The following is a 24,879-nucleotide window of genomic DNA, read 5'->3' on the forward strand; positions in this document are numbered from 1 at the left end:
TCCGGCGCGAAACTCACTCGCCGTAGATGTCGAAGTCGAAGTACTTCTTCGTGATGGTGGCATAGGTTCCGTCGGCGCGGATCGCCTTGATCGCGGCGTTGAGCTGCTCCTTCAGCGCCGTGTCGCCCTTGCGAAGCCCGATGCCGATGCCGTGGCCGAGAATGGCTTCGTCCTTCTCGACATAACCCTTGAGGTCGCAGCATTCGCCGGTGGTCGACTTCAGGAAGCTGTTGAGCGCGAAGGAATCGCCCTGGATCGCATCGATGCGGCCTGCGGCAAGGTCCTGCTGGGCCTCGTCGAGCGTCTGGTATTCCTTGATTTCCGAGACGCTGGCGCCGAAGTGCTTTTCGGCATAACGCTGGTGGATTGACGAGGTCTGCACGCCGAGCACCTTGCCACTCAGCCCTTCCGGCGTCGCGTCGAAAGCGGTGCCCTTTGGACCTGCGATGGCCGCGCGTGCATCATAATACTTGTCGGAAAAGTCGATCGTCTTGAGGCGCTCGTCGGTGACCGTCATCGAGGAGATGATCATGTCGATCTTCTTGCTGGTCAGCGCCGGAATGATGCCGTCCCAGGCGACCGGCGTGATTTCGCAATCGAGCTTCGCCTCCTTGCAGACCGCGGCCGCGAACTCGACTTCCCAGCCGCTCCAGCTGCCGGAGGAATCTGGGGAGGCGAAGGGTGGATAGGGCTCGGCGGCCCAGCTGACCTTGACCGTTTCGGCAAGTGCCACGCCGGCGGACATAAGCCCGGCGACACAGGAGACGAGGGCGATTTTCGTGATGTTTTTCATGGGTTCCCCTTTCACGATTGTCTGGACGTCAGTTGATGGAGCTGATGAATTTGCGCAGTGGTTCGCACTGCGGCGATCCGAATATCTCCGCAGGCGTGCCCTGTTCGGCGATCAGGCCGTTGTGCAAAAAGACGACGTGGCTCGAGACTTCGCGCGCAAACTTCATCTCGTGGGTGACGAGGATCATGGTGCGCTTTTCCTGTGCGAGATCGCGGATGACCGATAGGACTTCACCGACGAGTTCGGGGTCCAGCGCTGAGGTCGGCTCGTCAAACAGCATCACGAGCGGCTTGATCGCAAGTGCTCTGGCGATTGCTGCGCGCTGCTGCTGGCCACCGGACATGAAGGCCGGGTAGACGTCGCGTTTTTCGTAGAGGCCGACGCGGCGCAGCAGCGTTTCGGCATCATGGATGGCCTCGTCGCGCCGCACGCCCAACACCCGGGTCGGGGCCTCGATGACGTTTTCCAGCACCGTCATGTGTTGCCAGAGATTGAAGCTCTGGAACACCATACCGAGGCGCGCGCGGATGCGCTGCAACTGCCGGCGATCGGCGGGTAGCATGGCGCCGTCCTTGCCACGTCGCACGGCGATCGCCTCGCCATGAACGGTGATCGAGCCCTCGCTCGGCGTTTCGAGGAAGTTGATGCAGCGCAGGAAGGTGGACTTGCCCGACCCGCTTCCGCCGATGATCGACACGACGTCGCCTTGCCTTGCGGTCAGCGATACGCCCTTGAGCACGTCCAGCGGGCCGAAGCGCTTATGCAGGTTGGAAATTTCGATGGCGTTCGTTTCCATGGATGCCTCCTGGAGTCCCGGCTTACGCAGTATTGATCTGAAGACTTGCCTCGGCGGTCCTGGCGAGCAGTTCGGCTGCGGTCGCGAGGATGCCGTCGTTGAAATCGTATTCCGGCTGGTGCAGGCCGGCGCTGTCGGCGCCGTTGCCTATCCAGGCGTAGGCGCCGGGGCGTTTGGTGAGGAAGATGGCGAAGTCGTCGCCGGCCATGGAGGGTGGGCAGGAGGTGAGTTGCTGCGAACCCAGTGCCGTTGCGACCTCGCGCATAATCTGTGCCTCGCGGGGGCTGTTGACGACTGGGGGGAAGTCGGGGCCGTCGAGGGTGAATTCGGCGGCCACACCGCTCATCGCGGCAGTGGCGTGCACGGCGTTTTCCAATCGTGTGCGGATATGGGCGAGCATGTCGAGCGAGAAGCCGCGATAGGTGCCGCGCAGTCGCGCTTCCTGGGGAATGACGTTTTGCGCCATGCCGGCATGGAACGAGCCGACGGTGACCACGGCGGATTGCAGCGGATTGACGGTACGCGAGACGATCTGTTGCAGGCCGGTGAGAAAATAGCCGCCGGCGAGAATGGGGTCGGCGCTGAGATGCGGCATTGCGCCGTGTGCTCCATCGGCCCGGAAGACCACCTCGAATTCGTTCGAGCCGGCCATGACCGGGCCGTCCGCGACCGACACCGCGCCTTCGGCCAGTCCCGGCCAGTTGTGAAACGAGAAGATGCTTTCGAAGGGAAAGCGCGCGATCAGGCCGTCGTCCAGCATCGGCTGTGCGCCGCCGTAGCGTTCCTCAGCGGGCTGGAAGATCAGCAGCACGCGGCCGGCAAAATTTCGCGTCGCGGCGAGATAGGCCGCGGCACCCAGCAGAGCGGCGGTATGTCCGTCGTGCCCGCAGGCATGCATGCAGCCCGGATGGCGCGATGCGTAGCCGAGCCCTGTGGCCTCCTGGATCGGCAGCGCATCCATATCCGCCCGAAGTGCGACCGTCGGCCCCTCCGCCCTGCCGGCGATCTCGGCGACCACGCCGTAGCCTCCGATATTCTCGTGGGGGACGAGCCCCAGCGCGCGCAGTTCCGCAGCGACGATTTTGGAGGTCTCGATCTCCTGGCGGGACAGCTCCGGCATGGCGTGGAGTTTCTGGCGCAGCGCCGTAAGGCGCGGCAGCTCGGTGGTGAGGAAACCAGCGACGGTTGCGGCGGGCATCAGAGAATGCCCTTCAACACCGGAATGCTAACATTGGCTCCGCAAACGACGATCGCGACCGGGCCTTCGATGAGGCCTCGCTCCGCCTTGATGGCGGCCGCGATGGCGACGCCCGCGGCGCCCTCGCAGAGCATGTGATGATGCTCGACGAACAGCTTCATCGCCTGCGCGATCTGCTCCTCGGAAACGTCGATCCAATGGTCGACCAGGTTGCGGCAGGGCGCAAACGTGATGGTGTCCGGTTCCACGCCGCCCGCGGTGCCGTCTGAAAGCGTATCGTCGGAATGGAGGTCGAGCACGCGCCCGGCCGCGACCGAGGCGGCCATGACGCGGGAGGCCTGTGGCGAGCAGCCGACAATCTTTACATGGGGGGCTGCGGCCTTGAGATAGGTCGCGATGCCGGCGATCAGACCGCCGCCGCCGACGGAGGCGATGACGGTGCGCACGTCCGGCAACTGCCGCAGGATTTCCACCCCAAGCGTGCCCTGGCCGGCCATCACGTCGATATCGTTATAAGGCGGCACATAGACGCCGCCTTCGGCCTCGGCGAACGCCCGCGCATGGGCTTCCGTCACCGCGGAATCGGTCCCGTGGAAGCGGATCTCCGCGCCGAGCCGGCGGATGGCGGCGACCTTGGCCTCGGAGGCATTTTCCGGAACGAAGACGATACCTTCGCCGCCGACCTGCCTTAGCGCGAAGGCCACGGCCGCGCCGTGGTTTCCGGACGAGGCGGTGACGACACGAGTGGTCGCGGCGGCGTTGCCCAGCGACAAGATCTTGTTCAGCGCACCCCGGAGCTTGAACGAGCCCGTATGCTGGAGATTTTCCAGCTTGAGATGCACGTTGAGGCCGATCATCTTCGACAGATAGGGGGAGGCTTCGAGGTAGGTTTCCCGCACGAACGGCCGGATCCGCGTCTCGGCGTCCCTGATGGCATCGATTGCAGTGGTGGTTTCCATGGGTGTTGCCCTAAAATTGGTGTGGACTAAATGTCCATGTAACACAATCCGTCCACGATAGGAGCGACGTTTTAGGGGAAAGTCAAGAGACGTGGATGAAATTTCTATTCTGGACAAATATGTCCACGAATGTCACTGTCGCTATGAAATGTGAGGCCACAGACTTGAACCAGGAACTTGAGACTTACGCCCGGATATGCGACGCCGTCGCCCTGCTCTTCCAGCCGTTTGCCGAGGTCGTGCTGCATGATCTCGCGACCGAGAAGGTCGTCTATCTCGCGGGCAATTTTTCCAAGCGGGAAATCGGCGAACCGTCCCTGCTGCACGAGATCGATTTCCAGCCGGACGAACGCCTGATCGGCCCCTACGAGAAGGTGAACTGGGACGGCCGGTCGATCAAGGCGATCAGCGTCGTGCTCTCAGACCATCTCGGGAAACCTGCCGCGGTGCTTTGCATCAATGTCGATCTGTCGGACTTCCATTCGGTGATGCGCACCCTTTCGACGCTGATCCGGCTGCCGGAGGACAAAGCGAAGCCCGCGAGCCTGTTCAAGGAAGACTGGCACGAGCGGATCAACGAATATATCCAGCAATGGACCCACGCCCGCGGCATCCGCATCACCGACATGACCCGCCAGCAGAAGCGCGAACTCGTCGTGGCGCTCTCCTCCGATGGCGCGTTTTCCGCGCGCAATTCCGCCCCCTACATATCCCGTGTGCTGGGGCTCGGCCGCGCGACCGTCTACAAATACCTCAATGAAGGCAATGCATGATGATCAACCTCTCGCTGGACGACCTCAAGTGCCTGCCGATTGCTGACTTCGCCGTCGATGCCATCCGGGACGCCTATGTCGCGATAGTCGACGGTCGGGCGAACATTCCCCCGGTCGGCTACCTGCGCCTCGAAGCGCAGAATGCCGACTGCCACATCAAGTACGGCTATATCGCGGGTGACGACGTCTTCGTGGTGAAGATCGCCTCCGGCTTCTACAACAACCCGCGCCTCGGGCTGCCGTCGAGCAACGGCATGATGATCGCCATCTCCTCGGACACCGGCCAGGTGGTGGCCACGCTCTATGACGAGGGCTGGCTGACCGACCTCAGGACCGGCTTCGGCGGCGCCATCGCGACGCTCGCGCTTTGCCGGCGAGACAGCCTGTCCATCGCCGTCGTCGGATCGGGCACGCAAGCCCGCCAGCAGATCAGGGCCCTGTCCGCCATCTCGGAACATCGGCTCACCTTCCGCAACTGGGCACGCGACGGCGCCAGGGCGGCCACCTTCGCTAGCGACATGGCGTCGGAAGGGTTCTCCGTCGCTGCAGAGCCCGATCTTGTGGCACTGTGCGCGACAGCGGATGCGATCATCACCACGACGCCGTCGACCGAGCCGCTCGTCATGGCCGACTGGATCCGGCCCGGCACCCATATCACCGCTCTCGGCGCCGATGCCCCTGGCAAGCAGGAGCTGCAACTTGACCTCCTCGCGCGCGCTGCAGTAATCGCAGTCGACTCCCGATCGCAGTGCGCGGACCACGGAGAAATCGCGAAGGCAGTCATAAGCGGGATTCTGGACCCATCCGAATGCCCGGAACTCGGGGCTATCCTCAGTGGTTTGGAACCCGGGCGGACCTCCGATGATCAAATTACCATAGCTGATCTTACCGGTGTCGCAACGCAGGATATCGCCATAGTGCGCGCGGCTCTGGCCGCGTTGAAGCACAAGGGTTCCAACCGTAGGGATCTTTCCGTATGAACCTCAGAAGTTAACAGAAGCGGCGACACCAGCGTCTGGGTGAAGGCTTGCCGGGTTTCGGTGCGGCCACATCCTTTGCCGCCGCTCTGATATGTTCCATGACCATTGCCTGAAACATTGCTGCAGGTGGCTTGGGTGAAATTTCGCCCTGCGTTCTGGCATGAAACAGTCCGATGTTCCACTATGGGATGACATCGCCTTCGCGATTGGGCACGATCCTGAGATAGGGTGTTGATTGTTGCCTGAATTTGACCCGGATTGTTAGTTCACCGTGACCCACGCGTAGCCAGAAGAACGCTTTTTCCCCAAGCCTTTGTGTCGCTTTAGCCGGGACAGCGCCAAATGAAAAACTGGGTCAAATCCAAGCGATATTCAACAGCAGGAGGAACTCTATAACGCGAGGTATCCCTTTCCGGCGGACTGAGGCGATGAAATCGATCCCGAGCGGTTTCTGCTGACGCTAGAGTAGGTGGCGGGGAACTCTGCGGTTTCGATGTAGTTGTTACACACAATCCAACACTGGAATATCCTCCGAATGGAGGGAAGGGGAGTATCAATTTGCTGTAGCCGGAGCATTCCGGCGCAAACTTGTCAGGACCTTGATCATGAATTCCCCAGGGGTGGCAAAGGTCGATTGCATTGTCGTCGGCGGTGGACCCGCCGGCCTAACGGCAGCGATCTATCTTGCTCGTTATCACCTATCCGTTGTCGTGTTCGACGATGAGAGCAGCCGAGCCGCGACCATTCCTATATCTCATAATCATGCGGGGTTTCCCGACGGTGTCAGCGGTGTTGATCTCTTGATGAGGATGAGGTCGCAGGCGGAAAATTATGGTGCGAAAATCGAGCGTAAGAAGGTCACGGGGCTTCGGATTTGCGACGGAGTTTTTAATGTGGTCTTCAATAGTGGAAGCCTGCGCGCAAGGTCCGTCCTTCTTGCGACCGGTGTCGCAAATCACAGGCCTGCAATGCCGGACGCCTCCCACGATGAAGCTGTTGCCCACGGACTGCTGCGGTATTGCCCGGTTTGCGACGGGTTCGAGATCACTGACAAAAGAGTGGGGGTTATCGGTGCGGGCACGAATGCTTTTCGCGAAGCTGTCTTTCTCCGGAGCTACACTAGCGATCTGACATTAGTCTCTGTCGCGGGGAAGCATGGTCTCTCGGATGAAGAGGCGGCACGGTTGAATGAGCATGGGATTGCGGTCGAACCCGGGCCGATCACCTCGATCGAAGTTGGAGCGGAGCAGATAACAATCACGACGCCGTTACGTTCTTTGCACTTCTCAGCTGTCTATCCGGCACTCGGATCCGATGTTCGTTCCGGACTCGTTTCTGCCATTGGCGCTGCGTTGACACCGGAGGGATGCGTCGTTGTCGACACCCACCAGAGAACGACGATACCGGGCCTTTACGCTGCAGGCGACGTGGTGATTGGTCTGGATCAGATCAGCCACGCCATGGGGCAAGCGGGCGTTGCAGCGACAACAATCCGAAACGACCTCTGCGAGATTACGACCCTAGTCCGTCCATAGTATGGAACATTCCTGGACGACCTTGGTTTCTCTTGCGAGGTCGTGACGTGTCAATCGGACATGACGGAGATGGCGAACGCAGCGATTTTTCCGATTTCTCGTTGCGGGCAACGAAGCGCCAGGCGAGCGCCCAACCCGTCCGTCACGGCCTTGATTTCATCATGCCGTCGAAGAACTTATCCCGGTCCAATGGCGGGCACCGCTATCGGTGTGCATTGGGAGTTTGCCCGCATATTTGCAGAGGACTTGACGTGGTGGAGCGCACTGCGCAGGAGATGGAAAGCAGACGAGCACAACGCGCCGAACGTCGGCAAAAACAGCGTGATGCCAATGTTGCTCGCGCTCTCGCGATGCACGAGGTCCGCATGTCCACCAAGAAGCGCGCCACGATCGCGGCGACGTCTGATGAAGTAATTGGCGGAGTTCATGTGGGCTGCTCCGGTTGGTATTACTGGCACTGGAAAGGCGCGTTCTATCCCGCAGATGTTCCCTCGAGCCAAATGTTCGCGATCTATCAGGGTCATTTCGAGACAGTCGAACTCAATGCCCCGTTCTACTCGTGGCCGACGATCGCCGCCGTCAGAACATGGATTCGGCAGGCGGAACCAGGTTTTGTTTATACGATCAAGGTCTGCGAGCTGGTGACTCATATCCGGCGGTTTGAGGAGACAAAGTCCCTCATCGAGGATTTTTACTACATTGCCGACCTTCTCGGCCCGCAGATGGGTTGCTTCTTGTTTCAACTGCCGCCAAGCGCGCACTACAGCCCCGAAATGTTGCATTCGATCCTGTCGCAACTCGACGCCCGCCGCAGAAACGTTGTCGAATTTCGGCACAAGAGTTGGTGGAATGAGGAGGTGTTCCTCGCATTCAAAGCCGCCGGGGTGATTTTCTGCTCATGCAGTGCGCCGCGCTTGCCTGATGAACTCGTAAAGACGTCGGAAGACATTTACATCCGCTTCCATGGTACCGAAAAATGGTACCGCCAAAACTATAGCGACGCAGAATTGCGTGTATGGGCGGAGCGCATCCGGTGTTGCGGCGCCCAAACCGTATGGGCGTATTTCAACAATGATCGGGACGGTTATGCGATCGAAAATGCTCGGCGATTGACGGAACTGCTGAAGTCTCCTTCGCAGCAATCGGCAATCTCATGAGAAACAACGCCTCCCCCCGGCGGATCGTTGTCATTAGCGATTTTCAGGATGGCGAACGCGGTGAACAGGGAAATCCGGGGGTGGACGCCTTCCGGGCGAGATGGTCTTCCCTCACACCAGATGCTTTCGCTCCGACAACTGACCAGCGCAATGACCTATGCGTCAACGGAGGCTACCTGGAGCGTCTTCCTCTTGCCTGCATAAAGGCGGGCATTGTCGATCGCGGTGAAATCTGGACACATTGGCGTGGCGATTGTCCGCCCGCTGCAGATATGAAAAATGCTCCGTTTCTGATCAGACGAGCATTCGTGATGAATGGTCCTGAGGCTCCGTTTGGTTCCAACGATATGTTGGCGCATATCCTGACCTTTGGGCCACCTGACATTCTGTGCGTATGGGGGCTTGGGGTAGCGGAAGACATCCTCCTCGCCTGCAAGTCCAGCTACAAAATTTACAATTCCATCGATGCACCGTCCCTGCGTGTGCCGCCCGAGGTCAGCCGTCATTTCGATCTCGTGCTGACCGGCGCCGAGTGGCAGTCGCAGGAGGTTTGCGGCCGACATCCCCGTATGGAAACCGCCGTTCTCCCCATCGGGCCGGAGTTCGCCTCGGAAAGCACGTTCCATCCGATCGATGGCTCCAAAGACTATGACGTCATCTATGTCGCGGCGGCTCAGGGCTACAAGCGGCACGATATTCTTTTCGACGCGATGTCAAAGCTCCCGCGATCGATCCGCGCCTTGTGTGTTTTCGGCTATGGGGAAATGAGCGAGACGTTGCGGGAGCAGGCTGTCGACCTAAATATCAATGTCGACTTCGTCGGGCCGCCCGGCGTTCCTTTTGCCGATGTCAACCGATTGATGAACCGTGCAAAGATCGGCGTCGTCTGCGGCGTTGAGGATGGCGCGCCGGCAATCCTCACCGAATATATGATGGCCGGTTTGCCGGTGCTTGCGAATAGCGCGCTTCGCTGCGGACTTCAGTATATCACGCCGCAGACTGGCCGTGAGGTGCCCGCGGAACATTTTCATCAAGGCATCCTTGAGATGCTTGATACGACCTCCAGTTTCTCCCCACGGCAGACGGTTCTCGACAACTGGACGTGGCCGCACTCCATCCGGAAATTACAGATGTATATCAATTGTTTCGAATATTAGAACGGTTTCACTTTTTGCGGAACATTGCCACCACAAGGAGGTTTGCATGCGACTCTCAAGCGCGGATCTACGATGAATTTTCCCACTTCAATTATCCCGGCCCCACACGCAGCGATAAACCGCGATGCGCCGTTGATTTGCTTTTCCCATCTCAGATGGGATTTCGTTCTCCAGCGGCCGCAGCACCTGATGGCACGCTTCGCGAAAGAGTGGCCCGTTTTCTACTTCGAAGAATTCATCCCGACGGATCACCATCTTGCTTACCTGGAAATCCATCCGTTCGAGGGGACGACCGTCAAGTCGGTACGTCCCCGCATTCCGCAAGGATGGAGTGCAGAGCGGCGCGAGCAGGCACTCGGAAAACTGCTCGATGAGCTTCTCGGGCTTTGCGGCGCACAGCGCCCGATCCTGTGGTTCTACACACCGATGATGTATGGCTTCGCGCGCCATGTCGCCGCCGCCGCCGTTGTTTATGACTGCATGGACGAACTGGCCAACTTCAAGTTCGCCCCACCCGAGATCAAGAAGATGGAAGCGGCGCTCATTGCGCGGGCCGATGTGGCTTTTACGGGCGGATACAGCCTCTACGAAGCCAAGCGCCACCAGCATGGCAACATGCATCCGTTTCCCTCGAGCGTTGATGCAAACCATTTCCGATCGGCGCGACTGTCGACGGCCGAGCCCTCCGATCAACGCCCGATCCCAAGCCCCAGGCTCGGCTATTACGGCGTCATCGACGAGCGCCTCGATCTTGCGCTGATCGGTGCCGTGGCCCAGGCGAGGCCTGACCTGTCCTTCGTCTTCATCGGTCCGCTGGCCAAGATCACGGCTGACGACCTTCCGCGGGCGGCGAACATTCACTATCTCGGTCAGAAGCCATACAGAGAGCTTCCGCTCTATCTCGCGGGATGGGAGGTGGCATTGATGCCGTTCGCCCTGAACGAGGCAACGAAGTTCATCAGTCCCACCAAGACGCCGGAATATCTGGCGTCCGGCCGTCCCGTCGTAAGCACGCCGATCAAGGATGTCGTCCGCCACTACGGCACAGTCCCCGGTGTTTTCCTTGCCGGAGATGCTCAAAGTTTTGCAAAGGCCTGCGACGACGCACTTGCTCTCAAGCGGCGTGGCACGGGCTGGCTGGCACCGATCGATGCCATCCTCGCACGTTCTTCCTGGGATGAAACGTTTCTCGCCATGCGATCGCTGCTGGAAAAGGCAATCGTCCGGGCGGAAGCGCCGGAGCAGCCGCGTACGAGCAGTCGCCAGCATCTGGCGGATGCCGTGGCTATCGCCGCGCAATGAACAAAAACCGTTTGCGCGTTGTGCTTGCTACAGACAGCCTAAATCCATCAGGCATGGGCGAGCACATGCTGACCCTCGCTCAAGCGTTCCAAGGCGAGTTCGATGTTGTGCTCGCCGCGCTGGACGCATCCGGACTGATTGCGCGTGCCGCGCGACGGGGCCTGGCTGTCAAGGCCATGGACGATATGCCATCCTTCGAGCGCTGGCTCCGGTCGTCCGATGTGTCATTGCTTCATGTTCATGCGGGAATCGGCTGGGAAGGACACACGATTGCACACGCGGGTGTTGCCTGCGCAATCCCCGTCATTCGTACCGAACACCTACCCTATTTGTTGACCGATAGAGATCAGAAGGACCAGTTTCAGCGGTACTGCGCCAACCTGGCGCATCACATCGTGGTCTCGCAGGCGTCCCGGACGAGCTTTGAGGCCAATAACGTGGCTCCCGACAAGCTGACGGTCGTGACCAACGGCATTACTGCGCTGGATCTAGAGCCAGACAGCGAACGTGTTCGGTCTGAACTCGAGCTGGGAAGTGAAACGATCCTACTTACCGTAGCGCGTTTCACGGCGCAGAAAGACCATGCCTCCCTGATCAGAGCGATGCCGGCAATTCTTGCCGCTGATCCTTCGGTTGTCCTGCTCCTGGCGGGTGAGGGCGAGGAAAGTGAGAATGTCGAGGCGCTGGTCGGAGAGATGGCGCTTAGCGGTCATGTCCGGCTGCTTGGACAGCGCTCGGATATCGCAAGCCTGATGTCGGTGGCAGCACTTTTCGTCCTCCCATCACGCTTCGAAGGTTTGCCGCTCGCAGTGCTCGAAGCCATGTCTGTGGGGCGCGCAGTGGTCGCGACCAACATCGGCGGCACGGTGGAAGCGCTCGGAACGGATCATCCATTCCTCGCGGAACCGGCAGATCCAGCATCTATTGCGCAGGTCGTCATCGACGCGCTCGGCGACCCTGTACGCGTGGCCGCGGTCGGCGCAGCCGGAAGGCTGCGTTTTCAGCACGGCTTTTCAGCGCAGCGCATGGCTGCGGAGACGCAGGCTGTTTATCGGCGTTTTCTGTCCGAACGGACGGTCGCCCGACGAGGAGAGACCATGAACAGGACCCGCATCGGCTTTTTCGGCGTCGGGGGTATTGCCCACCGTCACCTCGATATTCTGGCCGGCTTCGAAGACGTCTCGCTCGTTGCATTCGCGGATCCGGATTTCGAGCGCGCCTTGCAAGCCGCGGCACGCTTTGGCGCGACAGCTTTTCAAAGCCATGAGGCGATGCTGGAGGCGGAGATGTTGGATGCGGTGTATATCTGCATCCCGCCCTTTGCGCATGGCGCGGCCGAACGCGCTTTAATCGAACAACGTATCCCGTTCTTCGTCGAGAAGCCCATTACGCTCGATATCGGCCTTGCGGAAGAGCTGAGTGCCGCAATCGAGGCGGCGAAGCTGATCACCGCGGTCGGCTATCACTGGCGCTATCTCGATACGGTGGAGGAGGCGCGCGGGCTTCTCGCCGACAACCCGGCTCAACTTCTATCCGGCTATTGGCTCGATCAGACGCCTCCTCCACCATGGTGGTGGAAGAACGAAGGATCCGGCGGGCAGATGGTCGAGCAGACCACCCATATCATCGATCTTGCCCGCTATCTCGTTGGCGAAGTGACGGACGTCTACGGCCGCGTTGGATTTAAGGAGCGTCCCGATTTTCCGGGTCTCGACGTGCCCGCCGTCACGACGGCGAGCCTCACATTCCAGTCCGGCGTCATCGCCAATATCGCATCGACCTGCCTGCTTGGCTGGAACCACAAGGTCGGATTGAATATCTTTGCCGACCGGTTGGCAATCGAACTCACCGACCATGACATCATGGTCGATGTCGGCGCCGGACGGCCGATCCGCCGGGCCGAAGGCGACCCGGTCTGGCGGGAAGACCGCGATTTCGTCGATGCCGTGCGGGGCGGGGAAAATCATATCCGTTGCGACTACGGCGATGCACTGGCCACCCACCGCCTTGCGCTGGGGATTGTCTCGTCGGCGCGCAGCGGTGAGCCGCTCAGTTTCCTTCAGCCCGTCCTGAGCCGCAATGCCGAAGCCCCGCTCGCGAACCAGCCACGCGCCGAGATGCCGGACGGGCTTCCGCCGGGTCATCGCGCCATCCGTTCCCTCGGCATCGAAAGCCCCGGCAAGGCATTCTTCCTCCGCTACGAGGAAGGTCCTCCGTCTGATGGCCAGGTACGACTGGAAACGCTCTATACCGGCTTTTCTGCCGGAACCGAGTTGACGTTCATGAAGAACACCAACCCATACTTCCACTCCCGCTTCGATGGTGGGCGCGGCGTGTTCGTCGAAAATGAGCCGGACCTTCGGTATCCGGTGCCGTTTCTTGGTTATATGGAGGTTGCGCGGGTTTCGGACTCGCGCGCTGGCGGTTTTTCGAACGGCGACATCCTCGCTACGACCTATGCCCATAAGACTGGACATACAGCCGATCCATTCCACGACCTTCTTGTCCCGTTGCCTGCCGACGTCGATCCGATGCTGGGCGTCTTCGTTGCGCAGATGGGCCCGATCGCCGCAAACGGTATCCTGCATGCTGATGCGGACGCGCTCGGCTTCGCCGTCCCGTTTCTGGGCGCCGGCATCATCGGCCGCCAGGTCATCGTGCTCGGTGCGGGAACGGTCGGGCTGATGACCGCGCTCTTTGCTCAGAAGCTCGGGGCGTCGGACGTCATCGTTGCCGATCCCTCGGTCTTTCGACGTAATAGGGCGCAGGCCATGGGCCTTGCGGCAATGGGGGAGGATGACGCATGGCAGCACGCGAAAGCGCTTTGGCATAACGGGGTAAGCGATCGGGGGGCCGACATCGTGTTCCAAACTCGCGCCTATGCGCAAAGCCTACATGTGGCGTTGAGGGCGCTTCGTCCTCAGGGCACGGTGATTGATCTCGCCTTCTACCAACGCGGCGCGGATGCGCTGCGCCTGGGCGAGGAATTCCACCACAACGGCCTCAACATCCGTTGCGCGCAGATCAACCGCGTACCGCGCGGGCTGGCGCCGTCCTGGAACAGGCGCCGACTGGCCGAGGAGACGATCCAGCTTCTCAGAAGCCGAGGGACCAGCATTCGCGAGCATATGATCACGCATGTCGTGGCATTCGATGAAGGGCCGGCGTTCCTGGCCGACCTGGTTGAAAACCGTCCGGACTTCCTGCAGATCGTCTTCAAGGTCGAACAATGAGCTTGGTCCAACAGCCCATCCGTATCCTGTTCGTTTTCGGCTGGCTGGTCGTCGGCGGTGAAGAGACGGAGGTTCGACTGCTGGCTCGCAACCTAGACCGTCGTCGCTATCGAATCGATGTGGTAGCCTGTTTCCGCAAGCCCAACATGCCCGACCAGACCCATGAGCAGCTGACAAAACTCGGCGTTGATGTCGACACGACCCCCTACCAGCTCTCGTTCGAGGACACGGTTTCCTACTTGGCAATCAAGATCGCTGGATATGACGTGGTGGTCTCGTGCCAGAATGTCGCCGATATCTATCCGGCCCTGGAGCGCATGCATCTTCGTCCACCTCTTATCGAGCATGGCGGGCTTGTCTCGGAAGCGCTGGCGGGCCCGAAGCACTTCACCAGCCGCTACGTCGGTGTCTGCCGGTCCATCCGCGACGCCGCTGCATCCATCATGTCGGGACGCGAAACTTATGCGGTCGAAATCCCCTCGATGGTCGATCTTTCGGAGTTCGATCAGAGCCAGCGCACTCCGATGCGCGCGTCATTGGGCGTGGGGGATGACGGTGTGCTCATCGGTTGGGTCGGAAGGCTCGATCCGAAGAAGAATGTCGAGGACTTCATCGACGCGGCGGCACTGGTCTATGCGAAGAACAAATCGGCGCGCTTTGTCATCGTCGGCGGACCGGATGCATTCATGCCGGACTATGCGGTCCACTTGCAGCTTCTTGCCGCAACACACGGCCTGGCCGGCGTGCTGACCTTTCTTGGCGATCGTACGGACGTTCCCGCGCTCCTGTCTGCCTTCGATATTTTCATCTGGCTCTCGCGGGGAGAGGGCATGCCGCATGTGATCGCGGAGGCGGGTGCGGCCGGGCTTCCCGTTATCGCGACGCCCGACAACGGAGCGCTCCAACAGATCGACGATGGTGTGTCCGGCCTCTTCGTACCGTATAACGACCCGGTTGCCGTCGCCGCCGCGATGACGCAACTCATCGCGTCGACGGAACTGCGTCAAAGTCTCGGCCAGGCCCTGCGCCAGAAGGTAGACGCATATTACAGCGAATCCGCCGTCGTGCCTCAGTGGGAGGGCCTCATTCAGGAGGTCGTTGACTCACGGCCGAAAGCCGGGCCGACGGGTTTGTTCCAATCTTTCCTGCAAGGCGGCTTCGAATGCTCCACGCATCGTCTGCGCCCAGGCGAAGGTCAAACGGTTGGCAAACGCCTCGATGTCATCGCTGCGACCGGGCATGATGCCTTTGCCGCTATCGACTATGCTCAGCTCGCCCGTCACGCGATCCGCACTGTGCGCGACGGGCTACGCTGGCATTTGATCGAAATAACACCTGGAAGCTATGACTGGTCGAGCTTTCTGCCGATGCTCCGTGCCGCAAGGGCGACCGGAACGGAAGTAATTTGGGATTTGCTGCACTACGGTTGGCCTGATGACATCGACATCTGGAAACCGGATTTTATCTCGCGTTTCGCACGGTTTGCCTCTGCTGCGGCAAAAGTGGTGCGTGCGGAAAGCGGCACCGTTCCGTTCTACTCGCCCGTCAACGAAATCTCGTTTTTCGCATGGGGCGGTGGAGACGCCGCGTATCTCAATCCGTTCGCAAATGGACGAGGTTTCGAACTGAAAATACAGTTGGCGCGGGCGTCGATCGCGGCGATGGAGGCCATCCGTTCCGTCGAGCCAAGGGCGCGGTTCGTTCACTGCGATCCGGTGATTAACGTCGTCAACGATCCGTCCCGTCCATGGGAACGTGGTGTTGCAGAAGGCCACCGGCTGTCGCAGTTCCAAGGCTGGGATCTGTTGGCCGGACGAATGTGGCCCCAAATCGGCGGTGCCGAAACGTACCTCGATATTGTCGGCGTCAATTACTATCACAACAACCAATGGATCCACGGCGGCCCACCCATCGATACCGATCATCCGCTTTATAAGCCGCTTCACACGATCCTCGCCGAAACCTATGCACGATATGGAAAGCCCATCTTCATTGCGGAGACAGGGATTGAGGGGGACCGGCGCGAAAGCTGGATCAAGTACGTTTACTCGGAGGTGCTGGCGGCTATGGACGCAGGTGTTCCCGTGGAAGCGATATGTCTCTATCCGATCGTGGATCATCTTGGTTGGGATAATGATCGTGCATGCGAGAACGGCCTACTTTCGCGAGTGCCTTCCATTGACGGGCGCATGGTTCACTCGGCTTTCGCGAGCACACTTAACGATATAGGGCTAGATCGCATTTAAAGGCCGGCGGCGCTGTAGCCGATATCGGTGGCGAGCCATCACTCATTTCCTCACAAGGGGGACTGTAATCGATGGCAAAGTGCTTGCGACGCCTGGTCGGTACTTGGTGGAAGTACGCCGCGTCGACGATATCATTTCCGATCCGGCGCATCAGCACTTTGGATTTACCCATCCAGCACTCGACGGGACCGAACTGCCGGCGTGAGCAGGAAGCGCTGAAACCCGGCGTTCGTTAGTCAACATTGAACTAACTCGAAATGACCCGGCGGAGAGGGCTCGCCGGCTTCATGCGAATAGGGACATATGCGAGCGCAATTCTAACAAGCGCGACCACCGCAATACAAAACGAGAACCTGCATCAAGTGAATTGCCTGGCCTTGTCCCACGGGCGCCGAAGCCTATCTGACCAGCAGGGTTATAGAGTGGGGAGAACGCTTGACACAGTGGTTGCAAACGATCGGGTCGAACTTCGACTTTCTGCCACATCTTGGCTCGCTTCTCTTCGCCTATGTGCTTGCTTTACCGATCGGTTGGGACCGAGAAAAGCATGAGAGAAGTGCTGGCCTCAGGACCTTCCCTCTGGTGGCCATCGCAAGTTGTGGCTTCATTCAGGCCGCCGAACCCCTTACCATCGGCAATGCTGAAGCCACGGCCAGGATCGTCGAAGGGTTGATTACTGGAATGGGCTTTATTGGAGGTGGGGCTATACTCGTCGTAAAGGCAAGCGTCCGCGGTACCGCGACTGCGGCGAGCCTGTGGGCGACAGGCGCAATCGGGACTGCCGTCGGTTTGGGATCTTTCGACACGGCAATCGTGCTCTCTCTCGTCACATTTCTGACGCTTCGCGCAATGTCAAACTTTAAAGTAGAGGATGTTGGCGACGGCGAGGACAGAAAGTAATTATATTCTGACAATTTCCAGGTAAAATGCCAATATTTATATGTATGAGTTGTATTCGTCGGTTTCATTCCGTCAGTAATTTCCGCGAGTTGTTCCTCGGAATGCCTCTAAGACATTTAAACTCGGGGCAAACCGCTCAAGTTTCAGACAGGATATGCGCAGACACTAACTGGCTCCTTTAATTTGAGCGCCTAGTATAATGAGGGGCGAGTGAAGTATGCAAGTTGGACGCACCGCTGCCGAACGAGAGCCGTGGAGTTGAGCATGTAGATGACCGCCGTGTCAGCAGGCGGATGCGGTGCCCAACCCTGTGCCTTTGGTCGTCAAAATGATGACATGGAGGAATTGTACGGCGATCCGCTTCAGGTTTGGCGGCCTTGGCTCTCTCGGGTCGAGGGACATGGTGTCGAGAGCGGTCATCATGTTGCCGAGGAAGCACCAGCCGAATTGGCCAACTCTTTGGTACACTTTAAGAGAATGTTTTCGGCTTGCCGTTCGTGAAGGTGACCTGCTCGGAGCGATAGCCGATCCAGATCGTCATGGGACTTCCGATCGCCTTTGGCAATCGTCATCGTGATCCCAGTTGATCCAGAAGGGCTCGCCGAGGGGCTTCGGCCGTGATCGCGCCACAAAAACAACCCCCTAGTTCAATCCGCGACATCACGCCGCCTGCGAGAAATAGAACAGACGCGGCCGAAGTGCGAAGCCGCACCGGAGCTATCATTCGCTTTTCGCATCCGGGTGATCGGTGCGTCTGCCGGGGATAGAGCTGACCGTCGCCGACACAGTGTCACTGGCTGGAAAAGTCGATTTCAGACCTTCATCGAGTTGCTCCTCGAGCGCGCCGGTATCATGGGCCGTACGCGCGCTCAGGAGCGAAATCACCGCCGGCGAAACCGGCTCGCCGTGCGTGCCATCAAGAGTGCCCTGTTGTGAGACTTGCGCGTGTTCAATGTCTGGCTCCTCGGTACTGCGGGACGTTTCACTGATATGTGCTTCATCAGATGCGTCAGTGTCGAACGTTGCGATCTGGACCATGATCGCCTTTGCCTTCTCCTCGGCATTGAGAGGGGTAAGCATGCCGTCCTCGTCCTTTTTCAACTGAACCCACACAACGTCGCCCCCTTCGCCGAAGAATTCGACGGTAACAAAGGCTTTTTCCTCGCGAACATGCTTGCTGATGACTTCCATGATACTTGCTCCCGGATTGGTGAAAAGCCGCCGGGTGCGTCCCGGCGGCTTCGTCCATTTTAGATTGCACGACGGTCGGAAACGCCGACAAGGAGGGCGCGCTTGGTACCGTAGACACCACCGAACCATGCGGCGACCGCGCCGAGAACCAGGGCTAGGAAGCCGAGGATGGCACCCGCGGAGACCGCCGCCGTCGCAGCCTGTGCAGCATCGATTGTCTTCTGCTTGGCAGCTGCCATGTTGTCACGATAGGTCTTTTCGTACTGATCAACCTGGCTTCGGGCCTGGTCTAGCGGAATGCCCTGCGCTTTCGAGATAGCGTCGGCAGCTCGATTACGGGCGTCATCGGCGCTGGCTTCGCCGCCCATCACCACGGCCTGCATCGCAGATACAGCGGCATTTTGCAGGGCCTGCGGATCGTTGCCGGTTGTCGAGCGGATCTGCGCTTCGATACCGCCCATCGGATTGGTCGAATTTGCAAGTGCCGGCGCCGCTGCGGTCACGGCGGTTGAAGCGGTTGCGCCAACCCCACTGACGATGCTGGAAAGACCGCTGAATGCGCCCCCGACCAGCGCACCCACCGATGTGGTCAGAAGATAGAGGACGACCAGTGTCGTTACTGCCCACGACGTCACGCCGTGATAGCCGCCAGTTGAATTACTCGGGCGACCGGAGAGACGGCTTGCCACATAGCCCCCGACGAAGGACGCGATGATGCCGGCAACAACGAACCAGATACCGCCCGCGATCGAAAAGGTGCTTGCTTCCGGATTGTCATAGGTTGCCGGATCAAGAACTGCGGCGCCGATGCCGACGCCAAGAAGGTTGAGTAAAAACTGCGTGCTGAGGGCGATCGCGACGCCGGCGAAAACGGCTCCCCACGAAACCTTGTTGAGAGCAACTGAGGGTGCGATGCCATAGAGGGTCTCGCCTGGGAGGTTGGTTGAAATCGGTGTGGTCATTGGGTGGATCCTTCAAAGTTCAGAAGTTCGTGATTGCAGACATGCAAGCGCAGCGGCGCTGCCTCGTATCTTCAACCTCACGTTACCGGCGGCGAGGCTTTGCCGAGCTTTACGGACGGCTCTCGCCCCCAGACACGCAGCTTGCCGAGCTCTGACAAGAATCCCGAAAGCCCGCTTTCACCGGGAAGGGCGAGTACGCCTTCATCCAGTGCGTCATCGATCCCGGCCTTTTCAAGCAATGGCATTGCCGACGCGTCGTAGCCGATAAACTTGCAGTGCTGAAATGCATCGGCGACGAAGTCGCGGGCCGTCGCTTCCTTCACGAGGTCCTCGACACCCTCGGCGGAGGTCAGGAGTGCTACGGCGTCGAACAGGACCGAGGGACCCCCGTCGATCATGTGATGCGCCTCGACCCACGATCCGTCGGATGCCGTAACGCCGCCAACCTTGGGCGCAATCAACTCGCAGACCGCCTTTTGCGTGGTAACGGCGGCCAAAAGTCCGTTCAGCAGCTCGGCATCGACACCATCGGTGACAAGAATACCGAGCTTGCGACCCTCGAAACGCTTAGGCCCGTTCTCGACGATGCTGAGGGCCGGAGATGGCTCGAGATCCTGACGCGTCTCGACCGCTGCCTCAGCAGGTTTCGGCATGGACTGGAGGCCGAGTTTCTGCGCGACGGTCGCTGCCAGCGTCTCGTCGATATTGAGGAGATGCGACACCATGCGTTCGCGGATAGCAGGCGTTTCCACCTTGCTCAGCTCGAAGGTGAGGGCGGCCGCGATGTGGCGCTGTTCGGGTGGCGTCTGACTGATGTAGAATTGTCGGGCCTGGCTATAGTGATCGGCAAAGCTTTCCGGGCGTAACCGGGCCTTGGTGCCCTGCTCTTCGGCGGGGAAGTGACGGTAGCCGCGCATCGGTGACTCGCGTGGACCTTCATCGAAGGAATTGGGCTGGTAGTTCACCCGGCCGACGGGATTGCGCATCGCCATATGGCCATCCTGCTGGAAATGCGCGAAAGGACACTTCGGCGCGTTGATCGGAAGGTGCGTAAAGTTGGGGCTGCCAAGGCGTTTCAGCTGGGTGTCGAGATAGGAAAAGTTGCGTCCCTGCAGCAGCGGGTCGTTGCTGAAGTCGATCCCTGGCGGGACATTCTGGGTCATGAAGGCAACCTGCTCGGTCTCGGCGAAGAAGTTGTCGGGCATGCGATCGAGTACCAGTCGGCCGACCGGCTGGGGCTTGAGTATTTCCTCGGGGATGAGCTTGGTTGGGTCGAGCACGTCGAAATCGAAACTGTCGGCGAAATCCTGGTCGAAGAGCTGCACCTGCAATTCCCATTCCGGGAAATTGCCCGACTGGATCGACTGCCAGAGATCGCGGCGGTGGTAGTCGGGGTCAGCACCGTTGATCTTCACGGCCTCGTTCCAGGCGACCGATTGGAGGCCGAGCTTTGGCTTCCAGTGGAACTTCACGAAGGTCGACTCATCCTTGGCATTGACGAGGCGGAACGTATGCACTCCGAACCCCTCCATGAAGCGGAAGGAGCGCGGGATGGCGCGGTCCGACATCACCCACATGATCATGTGCATGCTCTCCGGCGTCAGGCTGATGAAGTCCCAGAACGTGTCATGGGCGGACTGGGCCTGCGGAAAGGCGCGGTCAGGCTCGGGCTTCACGGCATGAATAATGTCGGGGAACTTGATGGCGTCCTGGATGAAGAAGACGGGAATGTTGTTGCCGACGAGATCCCAATTGCCTTCGTTAGTATAGATCTTCACGGCAAAGCCGCGCACGTCGCGGGCAAGGTCGAATGACCCCTTGCTGCCGGCGACGGTCGAGAAACGCACGAAGGCGGGTGTCTTCTCGCCGGCGCGCTGGAAGAGGTCGGCCTTGGTGTAGGCCGCAAGGGACTCGTAGGTCTCGAAATAGCCGTGTGCGCCATAGCCGCGGGCATGGACGACCCGTTCGGGGATCCGCTCATGGTCGAAGTGGAAAATCTTTTCGCGGAAATGGAAGTCGTCGACGACGAGCGGCCCGCGCGGGCCGACGCGCAGCGTGTTCTGGTCGTCCGCGACCGGCCCGCCCTGGGCGGTCGTCAGTACCGGTGCTTCGCCTTCGGCGATCTGGTGAAGCTCGCCACCGGGGCCCCGCTTTAGTTTCACATCGTGGATCGTCGCGGTGTCGGTCGCGTCACGCGTTGTGGTTTTCTTGGCCATGATACGGCTCCTGGATGTTGTAGGGTCGAAGGGCGGCGATCGCCGCGAAACAAAAAGGCCGCCCTGGAAGGCGGCCTGATCGGTGCTGCTGGCAGTCTAGCTGGCCTTTTTCATTGAACCCTTGGCATTCGCCGACGATTCGCCAAGCGCGGTGAGCTTCTGGTCGGTCGCAATCTCCTCTTGGAGATTGGCGTCGAGAAGCGGGATCGCATCCTTCAGACCGAGCTGCGCCGCCCAGGCCTTTAGCGTCCCGTAGCGTGCGATCTCGTAGTGCTCGACGGCTTGTGCCGAGGAGATGAGGCCGGCATCGAGGACAGCGGTGCCCTTGTAGTCTTCCATGATCTCCTCGCCTTCGGCGATGATGCCCTGAATGGCTTCGCAGGTCTTGCCGCGGGCCGGCTTGCCGAGCATTTCGAACACCTGTTCGAGGCGCTCGATCTGCCCCTGAGTTTCGTCGCGGTGCTGCAGGAAGCCGGCCTTGCCTTCTTCCGACTGCGCCGCTCGCGCCATTTTCGGCAGAGCTTTCAGGATCTGCTTTTCGGCGAAATAGATGTCCTTGAGCGTGTCAAGGAAGAGGTCGTTCAACGTCTTTTCTGTCGCTGGCATTGTACAATCCGATCACGTTTTAGAGAGGATGCGACTCACCAAACCATCGGAAGAGGACGACGTTCCTTGCGCTGAAAAATAAATTCGTGTGAGGCGTGGTTTCGGAGCGGTTTCTCATTTTATCAATCCGGCTGAACGCAGCGCATTCTCGATGACCGATTGGATGCCGCTTCCTGGCGCCGCCCGCTGCGTTGTCTGCTTGCTCATGGATATAGGTGCGCGCGCTCGCGACGCTCGAAGGAGGCAGCAAGTCCCCCCGTTCGTGCGATCTGCACCGTCGAGGAAACACCGATATCGAGCATGAAGGGTGCGGCGCGGCCATATCCCACGGACGTATCGAGAGGCGTGCCGTGGCCCATCCCGGATATCGTGTAAAGTTCGATGGTATCAAACCCGCGGTCGTCACGCCAGACCGATCGGGAATGACGCTCGAATGTCTTGACCGCGGGGGGCAGGTCCGAAACGGCATGCACGCCGCGCCACTGCTCAACGATTGCTGCCGCGTTCTTTGCAACGACCGTGTTGTCGCTCGTTCCCTGCCAGACGAAAACCGTCGGCCATGCGCCGTCATGTCCAGAGGCGGCGCGCAGGTTGGCCTGTAAGGCGCGCGTATCGGGAAGACCTTGTCCACGCATGCGATCGAAAGCTTCCAGGCCCTTGTCCGCGGCGAATTTGAACGGGGAGAGGCTTCGCGTATCACCGGCCTGCCAGATCGATCGGCACGGCGCGTTCTGAAGGCCCTGACCGATGAGGGCCTTCTCGCGTCAATTACCGATAAGGGGGCCGTGTCGCTGCGGTTCCCGGTACAGGCGCTCGATACTCTTTTCCCTCGTCTCTATCCCGAGGGCGTATGACTACTTCGTGCATTAGAAGACTCTCACTGCCGTGCGAGAATGTTGATCACGAACGGTGAGCCTGCGTCTGAGAGGTAACTCATCATAACGAATATTATCGTGTATTTTGAATACGATGGCCCTGGTCTGTAACTACCATCGCCGGTTTGAACCGGTTCAAGAGCAATCCATTGAGATGGGGCCTGACACCCCTTCATTGGGAAAGACCGTACCAGGCGCCGCGGCCGGCACCGGCATGACTGGTCGTGCTGGTCATAATCTGGAGGAGTTTTTTATGAGAGATGCAAAACGATCTTTCGACCTGTCGAGTAAGGTCGCGGTACCGGCCGCGCCGCGGCGACGGCACTTGCTGCTGCCGGCGCGGATATCGTCGGCATCGGCATTGACGGGCCTGTGAGCGCTAAGCTGGACTATGCGCCAGCGAGCGATGAAGTCGGCAGCGATGGAACTCGGCGAGTATGCCATCACCGTCAACGCGCTCATCCCCAGTCTGATAGACACGGCGTTGACCCGCCCTCCTACGAAGCGAGCATGGCGTCTGGCGGTACCTATTCGATAGCCGCAGGGGACAGCGCCAAAATGCCGAGCTGACGAGCGCGCAGGTGTAGTTTTTGGAACTCTAGAACGGCGAGGCCGACAGCAGCACCGCGACCGGCACGCTGATCACCGATGCGGTTAGCGCTATCATCGATACCGCCTTAATCAATTGCGCCCGCCGCGCACGGCCCGCATCCCATTCATACGCCATACTCGTGTCCTCCGGGCAGGTAATGAAGCATTCGCGCCGTCAAGAGTCCAGCCCGCTCTTGCGGCTCCGTAGGAGAGGAAAATCCCCACAATCAGGACCAGCGTTGCCGACGACGAAACCTCCCGGCAGGAGCGGCGTTGTCCGGTCTATGGCAACTCATTCCAAGGGGACGATGGTGAACCAAGGCACGACAACGACGGACGGTGAGCTGCACAGCATCGTCGATGAGAAGTTGACCGCTTTCATGCGCGAAATGCAGGACGCTGGTTGGGGTGCTGAGGACGTCGCCGTCGCGCTTGACGTCATCTTGAGGGAAAGGTGGATCGACCGGGCCCTGGCGCATCGAGCCGCCCGCGCAGAGCTCCCGAAGGACTTTGTCTCCGATGGAAACGAAGGCTGACCCATCTCGGCGCATTCGAAAGGAATGATCATGGCAACAAGGTTTCAGGTTATCTCGCTGAGCTCGGTGGACCCCTTCGGAGAGGACAGGCGTGACGAGCCGAAACTACTCTATCCGGACGCAGTGAAAACCGCGCAAGCGTTGAAGGCTCAGGGAAAGGCGTTTCGCGTCTTTACAGATGGGGTTTCAACCGACGACCAGTGGCGCGCATTCCGCGAACTCGGCGGGGTGGAATAGCCGATGCTCGATCACTTGCGATATCAGGCATGCCCGTACCAGGTATAGGTTCCATCGTCCTGAAACGGTGTGCGTGTATGCCTGCGCTGGAACCGGCCCTCCGCGATCGAGGAAGCCTTGCCCAGGAGATCGCGCAGCCGACGAGTATCTTCGTCGACCTGGCGAAGAACCTCCTCGAGTAGGTTCGCTGCCGTTGTGTGTGTTGGATCCACGTTCGCCACACAGGCCGGTGCCACGGAGATGCGCGTTCCGACGCGGTCCTGAAACTGGGCGAGCACATGACCGGCAGACGATAGCGCCTCTCGCACGTCGCCGCGGGGCTCCGTGGCGATCACCAGCCTGAAAGCGTTGATGAGCGAAGGTTTGCTTGCCGGCAGGCAACGCGCGTCGAGAATGTCGTTTCTCGGCCGCTCCAGCCGCACGAAGGTCAGAAAGGTTTCGACGAGGTCGTGCGCCTTGGCGAGGATTTCGGTGTCCGACCATTCAGTCTTGGGATCGGATGGGTTTCCAAATGCTCTGGCCACGCACTGTTCTCCGGTTTCGAACAGGTAATGTCGCTCGACAGCAAAAAGTTTCGAGCAGCATCTCGATGCAGATCTGGTCGACCGGGATCGGGCATCCGACTTGTTTTGCTCA

21 protein-coding genes and 1 pseudogene are annotated in these 24,879 nt (G+C 59.8%); 11 read left to right on the forward strand and 11 right to left on the reverse strand.

Annotated elements, in window-relative coordinates; all coding sequences use genetic code 11:
• Positions 1-13: 13 nt before the first annotated feature.
• The 4 genes from MUO32_RS27970 to MUO32_RS27985 are packed head-to-tail and all read right to left on the reverse strand — an operon-like array spanning position 14 to position 3,746.
• Positions 14-793, reverse strand: a complete 780-nt coding sequence (locus MUO32_RS27970; protein ID WP_374708732.1) for a transporter substrate-binding domain-containing protein — start codon at positions 791-793, stop codon at positions 14-16.
• 28 nt (positions 794-821) lie between these two features.
• Entirely contained in the window at positions 822-1,589 is a 768-nt protein-coding gene (locus MUO32_RS27975) for an ABC transporter ATP-binding protein (protein ID WP_257951658.1), read from the reverse strand.
• Between the two features lie 22 nt (positions 1,590-1,611).
• The gene (locus MUO32_RS27980; protein WP_257951659.1) at positions 1,612-2,787 is read right to left on the reverse strand and encodes a M20 family metallopeptidase; all 1,176 of its coding nucleotides are present in this window, start codon (positions 2,785-2,787) and stop codon (positions 1,612-1,614) included.
• Complete coding sequence (locus MUO32_RS27985) at positions 2,787-3,746, reverse strand: threonine/serine dehydratase (protein WP_257951660.1); 960 nt, start codon at positions 3,744-3,746, stop codon at positions 2,787-2,789. The genes MUO32_RS27980 and MUO32_RS27985 overlap by 1 nt, the downstream gene beginning before the upstream one ends.
• Before the next feature lie 164 nt (positions 3,747-3,910).
• Between MUO32_RS27985 and MUO32_RS27990 the strand changes: the two genes are divergently transcribed.
• The 9 genes and pseudogenes from MUO32_RS27990 (at position 3,911) to MUO32_RS28030 (ending at position 17,029) form a co-directional block, all read left to right on the forward strand.
• The gene (locus tag MUO32_RS27990; protein WP_257951661.1) at positions 3,911-4,519 is read left to right on the forward strand and encodes a transcriptional regulator; all 609 of its coding nucleotides are present in this window, start codon (positions 3,911-3,913) and stop codon (positions 4,517-4,519) included.
• Positions 4,516-5,499 carry an ornithine cyclodeaminase family protein gene (locus tag MUO32_RS27995; RefSeq protein WP_257951662.1) on the forward strand — a complete coding sequence of 328 codons (984 nt, stop codon included), beginning with the start codon at positions 4,516-4,518 and terminating at the stop codon, positions 5,497-5,499. Before MUO32_RS27990 ends, MUO32_RS27995 begins: the two co-directional genes overlap by 4 nt.
• Before the next feature lie 605 nt (positions 5,500-6,104).
• Positions 6,105-7,034, forward strand: coding sequence for an NAD(P)/FAD-dependent oxidoreductase (locus MUO32_RS28000; protein ID WP_257951663.1), 930 nt, complete (start codon positions 6,105-6,107; stop codon positions 7,032-7,034).
• A gap of 47 nt (positions 7,035-7,081) precedes the next feature.
• Positions 7,082-8,191 carry a DUF72 domain-containing protein gene (locus tag MUO32_RS28005; RefSeq protein ID WP_308311342.1) on the forward strand — a complete coding sequence of 370 codons (1,110 nt, stop codon included), beginning with the start codon at positions 7,082-7,084 and terminating at the stop codon, positions 8,189-8,191.
• Positions 8,188-9,348, forward strand: coding sequence for a glycosyltransferase (locus tag MUO32_RS28010; protein WP_257951664.1), 1,161 nt, complete (start codon positions 8,188-8,190; stop codon positions 9,346-9,348). The genes MUO32_RS28005 and MUO32_RS28010 overlap by 4 nt, the downstream gene beginning before the upstream one ends.
• Before the next feature lie 189 nt (positions 9,349-9,537).
• Positions 9,538-10,623 (forward strand): annotated as a pseudogene (locus tag MUO32_RS28015) (glycosyltransferase); the annotation flags it as partial.
• Positions 10,624-10,646: 23 nt separating this feature from the next.
• Entirely contained in the window at positions 10,647-13,883 is a 3,237-nt protein-coding gene (locus MUO32_RS28020) for a glycosyltransferase (RefSeq protein WP_257951665.1), read from the forward strand.
• A complete protein-coding gene (locus MUO32_RS28025; protein ID WP_257951666.1) occupies positions 13,880-16,129 on the forward strand; it encodes a glycosyltransferase family 4 protein in 2,250 nt (749 codons plus the stop codon). Before MUO32_RS28020 ends, MUO32_RS28025 begins: the two co-directional genes overlap by 4 nt.
• A 435-nt stretch (positions 16,130-16,564) precedes the next feature.
• The gene (locus tag MUO32_RS28030) at positions 16,565-17,029 is read left to right on the forward strand and encodes an MgtC/SapB family protein (RefSeq protein WP_257951667.1); all 465 of its coding nucleotides are present in this window, start codon (positions 16,565-16,567) and stop codon (positions 17,027-17,029) included.
• A 720-nt stretch (positions 17,030-17,749) separates the two neighbouring features.
• On the opposite strand, the gene MUO32_RS28035 is transcribed toward MUO32_RS28030, so the two are convergent.
• The 6 genes from MUO32_RS28035 to MUO32_RS28060 form a co-directional block, all read right to left on the reverse strand.
• On the reverse strand, positions 17,750-18,220 hold the full coding sequence (locus MUO32_RS28035; protein ID WP_257951668.1) for a hypothetical protein: 471 nt from the start codon (positions 18,218-18,220) through the stop codon (positions 17,750-17,752).
• A 59-nt stretch (positions 18,221-18,279) separates the two neighbouring features.
• Positions 18,280-19,182, reverse strand: a complete 903-nt coding sequence (locus MUO32_RS28040; RefSeq protein ID WP_257951669.1) for a PhnA-like protein — start codon at positions 19,180-19,182, stop codon at positions 18,280-18,282.
• A gap of 77 nt (positions 19,183-19,259) precedes the next feature.
• Positions 19,260-21,398: a catalase C gene (gene catE / locus MUO32_RS28045; RefSeq protein ID WP_257951670.1), complete on the reverse strand. Its 2,139-nt coding sequence runs from the start codon at positions 21,396-21,398 to the stop codon at positions 19,260-19,262.
• A gap of 96 nt (positions 21,399-21,494) precedes the next feature.
• Complete coding sequence (locus MUO32_RS28050) at positions 21,495-22,004, reverse strand: ferritin-like domain-containing protein (protein ID WP_257951671.1); 510 nt, start codon at positions 22,002-22,004, stop codon at positions 21,495-21,497.
• Between the two features lie 203 nt (positions 22,005-22,207).
• Positions 22,208-22,639 carry a hypothetical protein gene (locus MUO32_RS28055; protein WP_257951672.1) on the reverse strand — a complete coding sequence of 144 codons (432 nt, stop codon included), beginning with the start codon at positions 22,637-22,639 and terminating at the stop codon, positions 22,208-22,210.
• A gap of 838 nt (positions 22,640-23,477) precedes the next feature.
• A complete protein-coding gene (locus MUO32_RS28060) occupies positions 23,478-23,606 on the reverse strand; it encodes a hypothetical protein (protein ID WP_257951673.1) in 129 nt (42 codons plus the stop codon).
• Between the two features lie 175 nt (positions 23,607-23,781).
• On the opposite strand from MUO32_RS28060, the gene MUO32_RS28065 reads away from it, so the two are divergent.
• The gene (locus MUO32_RS28065; protein ID WP_257951674.1) at positions 23,782-24,006 is read left to right on the forward strand and encodes a hypothetical protein; all 225 of its coding nucleotides are present in this window, start codon (positions 23,782-23,784) and stop codon (positions 24,004-24,006) included.
• 30 nt (positions 24,007-24,036) lie between these two features.
• Positions 24,037-24,243, forward strand: coding sequence for a hypothetical protein (locus tag MUO32_RS28070; RefSeq protein WP_257951675.1), 207 nt, complete (start codon positions 24,037-24,039; stop codon positions 24,241-24,243).
• A 23-nt stretch (positions 24,244-24,266) separates the two neighbouring features.
• Here the strand turns inward: MUO32_RS28070 and MUO32_RS28075 are convergent, their stop codons facing one another.
• Positions 24,267-24,767 (reverse strand): hypothetical protein, encoded by a 501-nt coding sequence (locus MUO32_RS28075; protein ID WP_257951676.1) that lies wholly within the window; start codon positions 24,765-24,767, stop codon positions 24,267-24,269.
• Positions 24,768-24,879 lie beyond the last annotated feature (112 nt).

Origin of the sequence: Shinella sp. CPCC 101442 (assembly GCF_024704725.1) — a bacterium.
Lineage (GTDB): Bacteria > Pseudomonadota > Alphaproteobacteria > Rhizobiales > Rhizobiaceae > Shinella.